The organism is Paenibacillus borealis (assembly GCF_000758665.1).
GTDB classification, from domain to species: Bacteria; Bacillota; Bacilli; order Paenibacillales; family Paenibacillaceae; genus Paenibacillus_AQ; species Paenibacillus_AQ borealis.
Genome location: NZ_CP009285.1, coordinates 1,761,837 through 1,775,519 on the forward strand (window position 1 = coordinate 1,761,837; position 13,683 = coordinate 1,775,519).

The 13,683-nt window shown below is 53.4% G+C and carries 13 protein-coding genes and 1 tRNA gene; 8 read left to right on the forward strand and 6 right to left on the reverse strand.

Features of this window, described 5'->3' with window-relative positions; all coding sequences use genetic code 11:
* Positions 1-70 precede the first annotated feature (70 nt).
* Positions 71-2,194 (forward strand): putative bifunctional diguanylate cyclase/phosphodiesterase, encoded by a 2,124-nt coding sequence (locus PBOR_RS07555; RefSeq protein WP_042211144.1) that lies wholly within the window; start codon positions 71-73, stop codon positions 2,192-2,194.
* 77 nt (positions 2,195-2,271) lie between these two features.
* Positions 2,272-2,345, forward strand: a tRNA-Gly gene (locus PBOR_RS07560).
* Positions 2,346-2,489: 144 nt separating this feature from the next.
* Here the strand turns inward: PBOR_RS07560 and PBOR_RS07565 are convergent.
* Positions 2,490-3,845 (reverse strand): dipeptidase, encoded by a 1,356-nt coding sequence (locus PBOR_RS07565; RefSeq protein ID WP_042211145.1) that lies wholly within the window; start codon positions 3,843-3,845, stop codon positions 2,490-2,492.
* 159 nt (positions 3,846-4,004) lie between these two features.
* Entirely contained in the window at positions 4,005-4,685 is a 681-nt protein-coding gene (locus PBOR_RS07570; RefSeq protein WP_042211146.1) for an SDR family NAD(P)-dependent oxidoreductase, read from the reverse strand.
* A gap of 114 nt (positions 4,686-4,799) precedes the next feature.
* On the opposite strand from PBOR_RS07570, the gene PBOR_RS07575 reads away from it, so the two are divergent.
* The 4 genes from PBOR_RS07575 to PBOR_RS37345 all read left to right on the forward strand — a co-directional run bounded on the left by PBOR_RS07575 (position 4,800) and on the right by PBOR_RS37345 (position 7,308).
* Positions 4,800-5,261: a winged helix-turn-helix transcriptional regulator gene (locus PBOR_RS07575; RefSeq protein WP_042211147.1), complete on the forward strand. Its 462-nt coding sequence runs from the start codon at positions 4,800-4,802 to the stop codon at positions 5,259-5,261.
* A 44-nt stretch (positions 5,262-5,305) separates the two neighbouring features.
* Positions 5,306-6,256, forward strand: coding sequence for a TRM11 family SAM-dependent methyltransferase (locus PBOR_RS07580; protein ID WP_042219075.1), 951 nt, complete (start codon positions 5,306-5,308; stop codon positions 6,254-6,256).
* 78 nt (positions 6,257-6,334) lie between these two features.
* The gene (locus tag PBOR_RS07585) at positions 6,335-6,952 is read left to right on the forward strand and encodes an NUDIX hydrolase (RefSeq protein ID WP_042211148.1); all 618 of its coding nucleotides are present in this window, start codon (positions 6,335-6,337) and stop codon (positions 6,950-6,952) included.
* Between the two features lie 200 nt (positions 6,953-7,152).
* A complete protein-coding gene (locus tag PBOR_RS37345; RefSeq protein WP_167549526.1) occupies positions 7,153-7,308 on the forward strand; it encodes a hypothetical protein in 156 nt (51 codons plus the stop codon).
* Between the two features lie 100 nt (positions 7,309-7,408).
* On the opposite strand, the gene PBOR_RS07590 is transcribed toward PBOR_RS37345, so the two are convergent.
* Positions 7,409-7,882 carry an ASCH domain-containing protein gene (locus tag PBOR_RS07590; protein ID WP_042211149.1) on the reverse strand — a complete coding sequence of 158 codons (474 nt, stop codon included), beginning with the start codon at positions 7,880-7,882 and terminating at the stop codon, positions 7,409-7,411.
* Positions 7,883-7,925: 43 nt separating this feature from the next.
* Positions 7,926-9,857, reverse strand: a complete 1,932-nt coding sequence (abc-f, locus tag PBOR_RS07595; RefSeq protein WP_042211150.1) for a ribosomal protection-like ABC-F family protein — start codon at positions 9,855-9,857, stop codon at positions 7,926-7,928.
* A gap of 426 nt (positions 9,858-10,283) precedes the next feature.
* Between abc-f and PBOR_RS07600 the strand changes: the two genes are divergently transcribed.
* On the forward strand, positions 10,284-10,661 hold the full coding sequence (locus PBOR_RS07600; RefSeq protein WP_039301572.1) for a PH domain-containing protein: 378 nt from the start codon (positions 10,284-10,286) through the stop codon (positions 10,659-10,661).
* Between the two features lie 46 nt (positions 10,662-10,707).
* Here the strand turns inward: PBOR_RS07600 and chrA are convergent, their stop codons facing one another.
* The gene (gene chrA, locus PBOR_RS07605) at positions 10,708-11,247 is read right to left on the reverse strand and encodes a chromate efflux transporter ChrA (RefSeq protein ID WP_081971948.1); all 540 of its coding nucleotides are present in this window, start codon (positions 11,245-11,247) and stop codon (positions 10,708-10,710) included.
* A complete protein-coding gene (gene chrB, locus PBOR_RS07610) occupies positions 11,247-11,825 on the reverse strand; it encodes a chromate efflux transporter ChrB (RefSeq protein WP_042211151.1) in 579 nt (192 codons plus the stop codon). Before chrB ends, chrA begins: the two co-directional genes overlap by 1 nt.
* Before the next feature lie 244 nt (positions 11,826-12,069).
* On the opposite strand from chrB, the gene ggt reads away from it, so the two are divergent.
* Positions 12,070-13,647 carry a gamma-glutamyltransferase gene (gene ggt / locus PBOR_RS07615; RefSeq protein WP_042211152.1) on the forward strand — a complete coding sequence of 526 codons (1,578 nt, stop codon included), beginning with the start codon at positions 12,070-12,072 and terminating at the stop codon, positions 13,645-13,647.
* Positions 13,648-13,683: the final 36 nt, after the last annotated feature.

Here is a 13,683-nt window from a genome sequence, read left to right on the forward strand (position 1 = left end):
ATATTTATACATAGGACATAATACACACCGACCAGTTATTATAGATATCATTTTTAGACGCGAGGGACTTATGAGACAAGAAGAGAGAAAGACCATTCATGCGGCGATAATAGGGGCTGCGCTGTTCCTTCTGATCCAGATTTTTCGTACACCGCTGGGCCATATAGAGGATAAAGATGTACTTCTGGCATTCTATCTAATTTTGGGCTGCTGCACTGTGGCTTTTGGCTTTGCGATTTTCGCCCAGGGCTGGTTGTTATTCTCCAATAAATTATCCAAAGCAAGACTTTATACATCCGCACTGTTTTTGGGTGTATGTATTTTTGATTTCCTGCATGTACTAAGTTTCGCAGGCATTCCCGGAATTGCCTCTTACATCAGTTATGAGCAATCCTTATGGCTGCTGACCTTCTCGCGGCTTGCCAGTGCGCTGGGGATCGTGTTTATCTTCTGCAGGGCAGACCAGCCGGTGTCGGTTGACAGCAAGCACAAAGTGTTCCGGAATTCTTTTTTGGTGATTCTGCTGTCTGCGGCACTGTTTGGCTTCGGGAACCTGATTGTCCCTGGACTGGCGGGTTATCCGTGGGTGGAGACAGTAAGAGATCTGATGAATATGGCAGTGCTGTTTGTTTATCTGCTTGGGGTAGGCATAATTGTATATCCGGGCAAAATTGAGAAGTCGGCCTCTTTGCTGATTATTATACGCTCTCTTGTATTCTTTGCGCTGGCTCAGGTCTTCTTCATGAATCTGTTCAGTGTCGGAGATTTGGATTACCTCTTCGGGATGCTCAGCAGCGGAGTGGCTTATTATCTGCTGCTGACCGGAGTCTACAGATTGACGATCGAGGAGCCCTTTCAGGAGAACCAGCAGGCAGAGGCCCGGATTAATTACCTGGCCTTCCACGATGATCTGACAGGTCTTCCGAACAGACGCCGCCTGATGCAGCGTATGGAAGAAATCGTCATCCAGAGTGAGAAGGATAAAAGCCGCGGATTCTCGGGTCTGGTCATCATGAACATCAATCATTTCAAGAATATCAATGATTCTCTCGGGCACTATGCAGGAGATCTGCTGCTGCAGCTGGTCTCCCAGCGGATCGGGAGTGAGGTTAGAGTGAATGAAGAGCTCTACAGCATGGGAGCGGATGAGTTTGCTTTTCTGATGACGGAGCGGACGGGTCTTGAGAATTGTCTGGTCCGGGCGAATGAGCTTCTGCGGCTGTTTGAGACACCGGTAAGCCTTGAATCTGGGGAATATCATATCTCCCTTAGTCTGGGGATGAGTATCTATCCCGGAGACGGGGATACGGCAGAGCAGTTAATCCAGAACGCGGACACTGCCGTGCACAATGCCAAAGAGCAAGGGGTGGATATCCGCCGCTACATACCGGCTATGCAGATGAAGGCGAAGGAACGCCTCAAGCTGGAGAATGATCTGCGCAGAGCACTGGAGCGTGGTGAGTTCTATCTCGTCTATCAGCCGCAGGTCCTGCTGGAGACCGAAGAGATTGTCGGTATGGAGGCGCTGCTGCGCTGGAATCATCCCAAGCGGGGACTCGTCTCTCCCGTAGATTTCATCCCAATCGCAGAAGAGAGCGGAATGATTGTTCCGATTGGGGAATGGGTGCTCAGAACCGCCTGCCAGCAGAACAAAACATGGCAAAATGCCGGTTACCGGCCGATTTGTGTCTCTATTAATCTATCGATGCGCCAGTTCCTGCAGCCGAATCTGGCTGGAAAAATTGGGGCGATTCTGCAGGAGATTGGTCTCGATCCCAGCTATGTTGATCTGGAGATTACAGAGAGTATGACACTGGACAAGGAGACCGCCTTTGACCAGCTGAACCGCCTGAAGAGACTTGGCGTATGTATCAGTATTGATGATTTCGGCACTGGCTACAGCTCGTTGCATTATCTTAAGAACATGCCGATTGACCGGCTGAAGATTGACCGTTCCTTTGTCTCAGAAGTGATGGAGGACAGCAACAATGCGGCGATTGTCTCCACGATAACCTCCATGGCCCACCACTTGAAGCTTAAGGTAACTGCGGAAGGCGTTGAGAACAAGGAGCAGCTGCATTTCCTGCGCCAGCAGCATTGCCATGAAGCGCAGGGATTTCTGTTCAGCAAGCCGGTCAAAGCAGAGGAGTTCGAATTGTCTTTTCTGAAGCCTTTACTGGAAATGCCGTCGTAATATAATGCAGGCAATCCTGCTAGGGTTGCAATTTATTCGTAGTAATGCTACAATATTTTTTGTACTCAATTTGAGTTGCGGGTGTAGTTCAATGGTAGAACTTCAGCCTTCCAAGCTGATAGCGTGGGTTCGATTCCCATCACCCGCTCCATATTTTAAATTCCAAATCCTTGTCCGCAAGGATTTTTTTTGTTGTTTTATTTTGAACCGCAAAAAGCCAGGTTTCCCTATACACGGGGAGCCTGGCTTTGCTGTTATAGCTATTGTGGACCAACATGGAAAATGCTGTGCCGGATTATACGGTCTTCAGGAATTCTACAATGGTCAGCAGACCTTTATCGAAATTCTCCAGATTGAAATGCTCATCCGGAGCATGCAGGTTCTCGTCGTCCAGACCAAAGCCCATCAGTACTACAGGAGCTTTCAGGATGCGGGAGAAGCTCTCCATGATCGGGATCGAGCCGCCGTCTTTGGTGAAGAGGGCACGGGTGCCGTACACTTTGCCGTAAGCATCCGCGGCAGTCTGCAGAATTGGATGAGAAGGGTCGATGTTGAAGGCGCGGGCTTTCTCCATCTGCTTCACATGTACTTTCGCGCCGCTCTGGATATTAGCCTTCAGATGCGCTTCTACGGCATCCAGGATATGCTGCGGGTCCTGGTCGCCGACAAGGCGGCAGGTAATCTTAGCATGAGCTTCCTTCGGAATAACAGTCTTGCTGCCTTCGCCCTGGAAGCCGCCGTATACGCCGTTCAATTCAAGCGTTGGACGTGCGCCAACCCGTTCTACGAAGCTGTAGCCTTCCTCGCCGTATAACTGCTCCAGGCCAAGACCTGCTCTGATTTTGTCTTCATCCACACCCTGCTTGGCGAATTCCTCACGCAGCAGCGGGGAGAGCGTAGGCACGCCTTCGTAGAAGCCTTCAACGGACACGCGGCCCTTGTCATCATGAAGCGAGCTGAGCAGAGATACCAGGGCATGTAGAGCATTAGGTACGCCGCCGCCGTAGGAGCCGGAGTGCAGATCTGTCAGTGCGGTGTTCACAGTGACTTCAAGTGAGCACAGTCCGCGCAGTCCGGTGCAGATCGCAGGGCGTCCGCGTTCGAGCAGGGAGGTATCCGAGACAAGTACTGCATCTGCCGCCAGCTTGTCCTGGTTGGCTTCCAGGAATGGAGGCAGATTCACACTGCCGATCTCTTCTTCGCCTTCGATGCACAGCTTGATATTGACCGGCAAGGTGCCTTCCTGCTTGAGGATGGCTTCGATGGCTTTGATGTGCATAAACACCTGGCCTTTGTCATCAGTAGCTCCGCGGGCGTACAGCTTGCCGTCACGGATCTCCGGTTCAAACGGAGGGGTAGTCCACAGGTTCAGCGGATCAACCGGCTGTACATCGTAATGTCCATATACCAGAATAGTCGGCTTGCCCGGGGCGTGAAGATAGTCTGCATATATAACAGGATGGCCTGCAGTGGGATGCAGCTCGATATTGTCCAGTCCGGCGCGTTTCAGGGTCTCTACCAGCCAGCCTGCGGCGGCGTTCACATCTTCCTTATGGGTGGAAATAGCCGAAATACTTGGAATGGCCAGCCATTGCTTGAGTTCGGTCAGCTGAGCCTCGCGCTCAGTCTGGAAATAAGTTTCGTAAGACATAGTAGTTATGTACCTCCTTGGAATTCGCTGCCTAATACCGCGGGGACCCGTATCGAGCAAAGGCAAGACGAGAGGTCCCGGACGGCTTAGGTTCGGCAGTGTAATGCATCCATTATACTGGAGATATCAAATGGGATCAAAAAGGATTGTTCAAGCCCCTTACCAGAGGATGGTGGCCGGTGTAACACCTTGGGGGAATGTACCTTCGGCCTCAGTGCCGTTAGCGTACAGATCGTACCAAGCATCGGCAATCAGATCCGGATCGGCTGCAGTTCCCGGCTTTATAAATGCGCCGATAGCCAGATGAGCTACATAAATGCCCTGCGGGGCCAGATCCGAGTGCAAATTCATCGCATAGTTGCGCAGCCCGCTGAGTGCAATTCCCATATTGCCCATCATAGGGATCGGGTACAGGGAGGACAGGCCGGTTGTGAATAAAAGAGCGCCGGTCTTCTTCTCCAGCATCTCCGGCAGTACCTGCCCCACACTGCGGATCGCGCCGATGACTTGGGACTGGAACGCGTCAAGTGCTATTTCTTCCGTAACCTGCGTTGCCGGAGTCGGCGGATAGCTGCCGCTGGCCGGACTGAACTCAAGCACATCAATGAAGCCGTATTTATCTTTGATATCCTGAAAAGCAGCGTTCAGCTGCTCTTTGTTGTAGAGATCCGCAGGAAAGGCAGCAGCGTCGATATCCAGTCTTGCAAGTTCTTCTACTAGGGTATTTAATTTGTCTGCATTACGGGCGATCAACGCGACACGGAAGCCGTGTGCGCCAAACTTCTTGGCAATGGATAACCCCAGACCCGGTCCTGCGCCTACGATAGCGATTGTTTTCATGGTTCACCAGTTCCTTTCAGGTTGTTGATTACTAACAGTAACCATGATAGACTTAGTTAGCTTAAGCGGCAAGAAGGCACTATTAGCTGCTTAGGTTACATGGAGGTAACTACCTTGAACAATCAATCGAATGATGGGTTACAAGCAGTCTCTCAACTGACTATGCTGGAGGATTGCACGGTTACCCGGCAGATCCTGGACCGTGTTGGTGATAAATGGAGTATGCTGATTATTGTGAACCTTGGTGCGCAGTCTTTGCGGTTCAAGGAACTGCAGCGCCGTTCCAGCGGCATCTCGCAGCGTATGCTGACCCAGACACTTCGCCATCTGGAACGTGATGGTTTGGTCTGGCGCAAAGCTACGCCTACAGTCCCTTTAACTGTAGAGTACGGTCTTACACCGCTGGGCGAATCTCTTCTTGGCCCGTTGACGTTACTGGTAGAATGGGTGAATGGAAACCGTGGCGAAATCGCCAAGGCAAGGATCAGCTATGATAGCGGCCGCGACGAAACTGAAGTTGTAACAGAAGTAGAAACAGAAGCGCCGCCAGCGGCGGAAGCGATAGGAGCGGAATAATAGTGTCAGCGAATGTACCTGCAAGTCTTGAAGATGAAGTACAACTGCCCAAGGGCGGAAACCGGTCTTATATCTATACCTACGCCCATTCTGAGGATGAGACATCCTTATGCGGCATGGAGCTGCGCTGCCTGTTTGGCCGGGAGATTCCGCCGGCTATATTCGCAAGCGAAGTCCAGGTGGACGTCAGCCGCAGCCCTTTTATTAAAGAGCGGATTGATGTGATGTACGAAGGGGACACGCTCCCGGAAATCTACAAGCTAACGGAGCAGGTGGAGCTGGAAGGGCGGACCTTTAAGGTTATTTTTGTGAAGACGAATGATCTGGCGCCTGAGCATAAAATTGAATACGATGAACGCAGAGTGATTGAGCGGGAAATCGGCCTGCGGATTGAGGGTGAGGCGGATGTGAACCATCCGGAGCTGACCTACGGGATTGTAACGCTGGGCGGACGCTGGTACTTCGGCACGTATCATAAGAATAAGGCAACCTGGTTCCGGCAGATGAAAAAGCCGCGCAGCTACTCCATTGCACTCAGCACGCGGGTGGCCCGGGCGGCGGTCAATATGGCGGTTCCCCATATAGCCGGAGTGAAAATGATAGATCCCTGCTGCGGGATTGGCACGGTAATGGTTGAGGCTTTGTCTATGGGAATCGATATTGTAGGACGTGATATTAATCCGCTTATTGCTGCGGGAGCGCGGACGAATATCGCCCATTTCGGCTTCGAGAGCATCGTCACGCTCGGGGATATCGCCGACATTGAGGAGCATTACGATGTCGCTATAGTGGATATGCCTTATAATCTGTATTCGCGGATAACCCCTGAGGAGCAGTTTGCCATTCTCACTAATACCCGCCGGATTGCTGACCGGGTTGTGATTGTGGCGATTGAAGCGATGGATGAGATGATTCATTCTGCAGGCTTCACGATTATCGACCGTTGTATAGCGAAGAAAGGCGCGTTCTCCCGTCATTTGATGCTGTGCGAGTAGAGCTGATAGCACGAATGAAGCTGCCGGAGTTCTGTAATTAGTATTCTATATCCAATATCTGATTGAGGCGGTGTGCTTGTGGAAGCGAAATGGTTAACCTGGGCGAAGGAAATACAGGGTATTGCCCAGACCGGTCTGACGTATGCCAAGGATGTATATGATATCGAACGTTATCAGGCGCTGCGAGAGCTGAGTGTTGATATTCTGGCTAATTATACGTATGAGAGCAAGGAGCGCATCCGGCTCTCCTTCGCGGGAGAGGGCGGATACAGCACCCCGAAAGTGGATATACGCGGAGTGATTTTTCAGGATAACCGGATTCTGCTCGTACACGAGAAGCTGGACGGGAAATGGGCGTTGCCCGGAGGCTGGGCGGACATCGGCTTGTCTCCGAGTGAGGTAGTTGTTAAAGAGATTGCCGAGGAATCCGGCTATCAGGCAGAGGCTGTGCGTCTGCTCGCTGTGCTGGACAAGAAGTTTCACCAGCATCCTCCGGAGCCTTACCATGTCTACAAAATGTTCATCCTCTGCAGGATTACCGGCGGGGAAGCGGAAGCGGGTGTGGAGACAAGCGGGGTAGGTTTCTTTGCCGAGGATGCATTGCCTGAACTGTCAGAGGAGCGCAATACGGCGGAGCAGCTGCACACACTGTTCCAATATTTACATCATCCTGAAAAGGCAGTAATATTGGACTAAAGTACTGCATATAATAGATGACTAGGAGTATATAAGTTTTAAAGTAGACAAAAATTGGTTAATATTATTTATGTAAGCCTTTGCATTAACAATCCGCTGAGCCTTTATATCTAAAAATTTATCAGAAACACAACTTTTTGGGCCAGGCGGTCTACATTTTTTCCTCTGCTGTGTCGATAACAATTTTAGGAGGGGATCGCATGGAACAAGAAGAGTTAAGACTTCCGCTGACGCAGGAAGGTGTAACACGTCCTGCAGAAGGTAATATTGCCACCGGCCTGGTATGGGGCGTCCTAATCAGTATTCCATTATGGATCTCGGTTATCGGCTGGATTATGGGCATCTGGAACTTTTAAGATTCAACGCTGAAGCTTTTAACCTTATACTAACTTGCAATTATACAATGAAGGCTGCCTCTTCGGTTACGAAGAAGCAGCCTTTTTAAAGTGCCGGGATTTACAGCTCTTTGTTGATATGCACCAGCCGGAAGGTCTCGCAGATGACCCGCATCTCCGGGTCGAAGGGCTTGCCTTCGCCCTGAAGTTCTCTGGTGAAGAATACTTCATGATTATAGCGCCACGATTCGAGGCTGCGGTCATCCTCCCCTTCAGAATACGCGAACTCAGCTGTTACTTCCGCAAACGGGATAATCTCAACCTTCGTAGTCTCAATGATTCCGCGCGGCTGCCCCGTACTGTCCAGCAGCACGGATAGCCCGCCCGCAAAGGGCAGAGGCGTACCGTGTGCTTCATTCAGCTCATAATTCTGCGCTGTTCCGGTCTTGATTCCTGTCAGGACCAGCTCCAGCAGTTCATCGGCCAGCCGGGGATTGTCGCCGAAAGCCCAGGCGCTGTCGAAGTTCTCCGCCGCTTCTGGATGATCTTGCAGATAAGTCTCCCAGTATTGTGCTATTGCCGGGGTTAATGTCATCCTGCTCACCTCTGTTATAGGATTGGAATTCAGGTATAGAAATTTAAGAGTGATCTGTCTCGCTTAACCAGCCGCTGTACAAGTCATCCAGCTTCTGCTGCGCAGTATCCCGCGCCGCCATAAGCTCTGCCAGCTTCTCCAAGTCGCTGGCATACAGCGGATCCAGCATTTCGCCGTCGATAACAGCAAGCTGTGCCTCCGCGGCGGCAATGTCCTGTTCCCAGGAGACGGCAGGGCGCGGCTTGCGCGAAGGAGCTGCGGATGCGGCACCGCCGGATGGGCGGGGCTTACTGAAGGCAGCTGCTGAATACCCGGCTGCAGCCTGCCGTTCGGCAGCCGCGGCTTTCTCGGCCTGCTTCTCCTTGTAGTATTCGTAATTCCCGGAGAAGGATGAGAAACGCCCGTCATCAATACTCCAGAGCTTCCCGAAGCAGCGGTTAATGAAATAACGGTCATGCGATACCGCCAGCACGGTGCCGGGGAACTCCTCCAGCGCCTCTTCCAGCGCTTCGCGGGAATCGATATCGAGATGGTTGGTCGGCTCATCAAGAATGAGCAGATTCGGACGGCGGTGCATCAGCACCGCGAAGCGCAGCCGCGTCCATTCTCCGCCGGAGAGATTGGTGATGTCCTTGAACACATCACTGCCGTAGAAGAGGAACCGGGCCAGCTGCCCGCGGGCCTCACCTTCTTCAAGACCTGCTTCCTCGCGGAAATAACGGAGCACGGACTGGCCGTTCTCCTCCGGCACGGCCTCCTGGGCCAGGTAGCCGACAACGGCTCTGGAAGCCAGCGTACAGCTGCCGCTGTCCGGGGTTTCCTGCCCGAGAATCATCCGCAGCAGCGTGCTTTTGCCTGCGCCGTTACCGCCGATCAGTGCCGTAGTCTCTCCATATCTGAGAATGTCACTGGCTGCCGAGAAGAGCTTACGCTCTCCGAAGGCTTTGCTAATCCGGTCAAGGATGACGACCTGATTGCCGGTCCGGTCATCCTGCTGCAGCTGCAGATCCATGGATTTGCGCTCCAGAACCGGACGTTTGACCTTGACCATCCGGTCCAGCGCCTTCTGCATGGAAGCTGCGCGGCGGGGGAACGAAACGTTCTGAGGGTTCAGTTTACCCCATTCAATCAACCGCTTGATGCTCTCCTGCATCTGCTTAATTTTCTTCTGTTGCTCTTGATAATCGGCGAACTGCTGCAGAAGTTTGGCTTCCTTCTCGACCTGATAGCCGCTGTAATTCGTATGGAAGGTGAAGGCTTCTCCGTCTTCGATCTCAATGACTTTCTTAACGACGGCATCGAGGAAATAACGGTCATGGGAAATGGCCAGCACAGTGCCATCATAGTTCTGCAGGAACTGTTCCAGCCATTCGATAGCTTTCATATCGAGATGGTTGGTCGGCTCATCGAGCAGCAGAATATCGGGACGGCGCAGCAGGAGTTCGGCAAGGCCGACCTTGGTTTTCTCCCCGCCGGAGAGGGAAGAGAACCGGCGGTCATACTGGCCGACTCCAATGCCGAGACCAGCGGCTACACGGCTGATGGAGGATTCAATTTCATATCCGCCTGCGGCTTCGAATTTCTCCTGCAGGGTGCCGTATTCCTTAAGCAGCCGGTTCCAGGCCTGTTCGTCGTCACTCGCGCCGGAAGCGGACATTGCCTGCTCCAGTTCCCGCAGGCGGCGCTGCCACTGCAAGGGCTCCGCGAAGCTGCGCTGAAGGACTGCATAGATGGTTTCGCTGTCACCCACCTCCTGAATCTGTGCGAGCAGGCCGATGATACTGCCCCGGCGGATGGAGATCTGTCCCTGATCGGGACGTTCTTCCCCGCTTAGCAGGTGGAAGAGGGTGGTCTTGCCGCAGCCGTTACGGCCGATCAGGCCGATTTTTTCGCCTTGGCGGATATCGAAGGTGATGTTCTCCAGGACAAGCTGGGCACCGTGGTATTTTTGGACATTTTGGCATGAGATGATCATAATTATTCTCCTTTTATAGGAATGCCCTGACTACAAAACAACATAAAAAGGCCGCAGGGAAATTTCCCTGCGGCCTGAGTATTCTCCGGTTTATGAGATCCGTTGAAGTGTAGGCGAGAAAGGCATTTCACAATGTTGTAGTGTTATTAAGTTCGTGTAAATGGACAGACTTCTCCCGCCCAGGGCATTTACATGAACGATGCCAGCCATAATATTAATCAGCCGGCTGCTAACACTATTGGTCCGATTGTGATCCATTTCTCCTACACCTCCTTCTTCTAAATTTAAAGTCATTTTAACTAATAAGCCGCGAATAAGCAAGGGGGAATTCTATATGCCCTGGTATAAATCTGCAAATCCGCAAGTAGTATGGACTATGGCGGAGGAGGAATTGCTGCCAATCTATTATAGGAAAAGGGGATTATGATGGCGATTTTTAACGGATTGCTGGGCAATGCTTCCCAGGTCCCGCTGGAGGATGTGAAGCGGGAATATGCGCAGATTCTGGCCCCGCAGGAAACGATCGAACGCGCCTACAAGCTGATCCGGGATATGTTCATTTTTACGGACAAACGCCTGATTCTCGTAGACAAGCAGGGCGTGACCGGCAAGAAAACGGAATACCATTCGATTCCATACAAAAGCATCACCCATTACTCGGTGGAAACGGCCGGGCATTTCGATCTTGATGCGGAGCTGTGCCTCTATGTGTCCGGTGCGGCGGTGCCGCTGAAGAAAACCTTCAACAAGTCCGTCAATATCTATGAGGTGCAGGCGGTGCTGTCGCAATATATTTTGAAATAAGCCGCGATTTGGGGGACGTGATCAGCCAGGGAACAGGAATGGTCCGCTAGACCGTATACTGCAGCACCAGCCCGCCATAGGCAAAAGCAGCGAGAATGACCAGCGCGGGGTGAAGCTTAAGCCGTTTCAGCGCCCAAAAAGCGATTGCGGCAATGATCAGGGTCTGCCAGATGCCGATGGAATCTGCCGGGCCTCTGGCCATTTTGAGGGTAAGCACAACCATCATAATAGCGATGACCGGCTGGACAAGCAGCGTCATGCCTTTGACGACAGGCGACTGCTTGTATTTCTGCATCACGTTCAGCAGGATGATCAACGCGGCAGCGGAAGGGACAATCGTTGCCAGCAGTGCGGCGGCCAGTCCGGGCCAGCCGTAGACGTCGTAGCCGACATAAGCGGCGATTTTGGTTGCAATCGGTCCGGGCAGCGCATTGCCGAGCGCCAGCACATTGGAGAACTGCTCATCCGTCAGCCAGCCGTAATGCGGCACGATTTCCTCATACATCAGCGGGATGGAGGAGGGGCCGCCGCCATAGCCAAGCAGATTAGCCATGAAAAAACCATAGAACAATTTGAGCCACTCCACTAAGCGGTACCCCCTTTCTTTTGTTTGGCGAGTATCCGGTAATGGACCGTTCCGTAGCCAAGATACAGCACGATGACTATGGCCGGATGCAGATGCAGCCCCTCAAGCAGAACCAGTGCAAGCAGCAGGAATGCGGCTCCGATGATTCTGCCGAGACCCTTAAAAGCCTTCAGGGCAAACTCATAAGCCATCATTCCCAGCATAACCGCGATTACTGGGGATACGGCGGTGATCATACCGGCAACAACCTTGGAACCGCTTAAGTAATTTACGGCAGATAACAACGCAATCATCGCAATTCCACTGGGGAAGATGTGGGCCAGCACAGAAAGGATGGCTCCCCGGGTGCCTCTGAGCTTGTAGCCGAGGTAGGCGGCCATTTTGGTGGCGATCGGTCCCGGAAGCGCATTGGCAATGGCAAGGGTCTCACCGAATTCTTCATCGCTGAGCCAGGCATAGCGGGTTACGGCATCATGCCGGATCAGCGGGATAACGGACGGTCCGCCGCCATAGCCGAGGATGCCTGTTCTGGACATGGAGATGGCAATCTGGAGATATTCATTATCCTTGGTTTTCATTGAAAGCCCCATTTCTCTCTTGAGTGGAGTCCGCAGGCCGTATGTGCATGACCGGTTTGTCGCCTATTCTATACAATTCATATGCCCGGTTCTATATTACAGGCCCTTATTAACACAAAGTTTGTGCACAGCTCACAAAAATGGCTGAGCGAATTTGCGGTTTGCCGGAACCGATTGACAAAGGTTTCGGGCGTACTGTTAAATGACACTAACTTGAACGACAGCGGAATGGGAGATGGTCAGCATGACGACAGGACCAGTGATCGGCACGAAAACGATGGTGGTCAGTCCCCATTATCTGGCATCCGCCGCGGGGGCGCGGATGCTGGAAAGGGGCGGCAACGCCTATGATGCGGCGGTTGCAGTCAGCGCTGCGCTGGCTGTAGTCTATCCGCATATGACCGGGCTCGGCGGCGACGCCTTCTGGCTGGCTTACAGCGCCGGTGAAGGGCGCGTCCGGGCCTACAACGGCAGCGGACGATCGGGCTACGCCGTCCGCAGGGACTGTTACGCGGGCGAGATGGCCATCCCGCGGCGGGGTGTGAGCAGCGCCATTACGGTACCCGGAATGGCGGATAGCTGGGAGGCCGTCCAGCGGGAGTATGGACGGCTGACCCTGGCCGAGGTGCTGGAGCCGGCAATCGGCTACTGCGCCGGGGGGTTCCCGCTGTCGCCGGACCAGCACGGCAACAGCGTTCTGGCGGGAGCCGCGCTGTCTCCTGAAGCGGCGGCGATTTATCTACCCGGCGGCCGGATTCCGGCGGCGGGCGGGAGGTTTGTGCAGCGTCAGCTGGCCGGGACGCTGCGGACCCTGGCTGCGGGAGGCCGGGACGCTTTTTATAAAGGGGAGATTGCGGAAGAGATAAGTGAGTATATGCGGGCTTCAGGCGGATATCTCACCAGAGAGGATTTCGCCGATCATCATGGGAACTGGGAAGAACCGCTGTCCACGGACTACCACGGGCATACGGTTTACCAGGTGCCGCCTAACTCGCAGGGCTTCACCGCGCTTATGGCGCTTAATATATTGGAGCGTTATAACTTCGCCGACATCGGGCATGGCTCGTATGAATATTATCATCTGCTGGCGGAGGCGCTGAAGCTGGGCTTCCGCGACCGGGACCGGGTGCTCACTGATCCAGCTTTCAGCAGAATTCCGCTGGATCAGCTGCTGGATAAGGGGTATGCAGCACAGCTGGCGGCATCCATCTCCCCGCGCCAGGCGCTGGTATCCCGCAGTGAACCGGTCGGCCGGGATACGGCTTATGCAGCGGTTGTGGACGGGGAAGGCAACGCGGTTTCTTTCATTCAGAGCCTGTATTTCGAATTCGGTTCCGGAGTTGTGGCCGGAGATACGGGGATTCTGCTGCAGAACAGGGGGTCTTTCTTCTCGCTTGATCCTGCTCACATTAATACGCTGGAGCCGCATAAGCGTACTTTCCATACGCTGATGCCGGCGATGGCCTGCCGGGACGGCAAACCCGCCTACCTGTACGGCACACAAGGGGGCGAAGGACAGCCGCAGACCCAGACCCTGCTGGTGACCCGGATGCTTCATTACGGCATGGATCCGCAGAAGGCAGTGAATGAACCCCGCTTCGTCTGGGGCAGAACCTGGGGAGAGCCTACCCAGGAGCTGAAGATAGAGAATCGGGTAGCCGGAGATGTGCAGGCTGAATTGGCGGAGGCCGGTCATCTGGTCCGTGCGGTCGGAAGCTACGATGGCATTATGGGCCATGCCCACGCCATTTCGATTGACGGCAACGGCTACCGCAGCGGGGGAACGGACCCGCGCTGTGACGGTGCGGCCATCGGGTGGTAACGGATTAACGGTAACTGCAGGGAAACAGAAGTACCC